At 48.5% G+C, this 742-nt stretch carries 1 pseudogene; it reads left to right on the plus strand.

Annotation, left to right across the window (positions count from 1 at the left end):
• Window positions 1-742 (plus strand): annotated as a pseudogene (locus QTN94_RS20160) (hypothetical protein); the annotation flags it as partial.

Genomic DNA, 742 nt, shown 5'->3' on the forward strand with positions numbered 1-742 from the left:
ATCTACTTAGCTTAACCAGCCAGTACTTAGCGGTGGTAAAACAAGCGGTAAATACCGAGCAAGCGAATGAGCAGTTGAAACAGGCGCTTTCACTGGATTCGCCCAAAACGCTTTTCGCTCTAGCTTCTCTCGGTTTTAAGTTAGAAAACTGGCAAGCACTGAACGCTTACGTCGATGAACTTGGTAACAGTCTGCTCTCAATGGAGAACTCCAGTGACATGGTCACTGTATCGGGTGCGATTGCGAACTGGGGTGGGTTCACTGGTGATGTGCGTATGCACGATAAGGCGTGGTTTAAGGCATTAGCAGAGCCAGTTCAGCTTAGTTTTATTGCACTTCAAAAAGCCGTCTCAGGGGGGGCCCAAGAGAGTTGGCGTGCTACTTCGAACTTGCTGTTCCCTAGCCAGATGAATACCACCGCAACACCGGAAGGTTTAGTCAGCAACTTGCGGCTGGTTATGTTAGAGGCCATCGTGAACCCAGAAGCTATCGTGGTTCATAATCCTGACTATCCAGCACAAATTGCGGCATGGCAACAAAAACTCCGTACAGAATCAGAAATTGTTCGTCGTGTTAGCCTGCTGGAATCGGGTGAGGTGACGCCAAAGAACCACCAGATACAAACCATGCGCAGTGCTCAGCAGAAAATGCAGAAGTTGTTGAGTAGTGAGTTGCCAATGATGGTGATGCTTAAGCATGACGCGGTCAATAACACCGCCAAGCAAATGCTTAACGATGCAGT

The organism is Vibrio sp. M250220 (assembly GCF_036533795.1).
Taxonomy (GTDB): domain Bacteria; phylum Pseudomonadota; class Gammaproteobacteria; order Enterobacterales; family Vibrionaceae; genus Vibrio.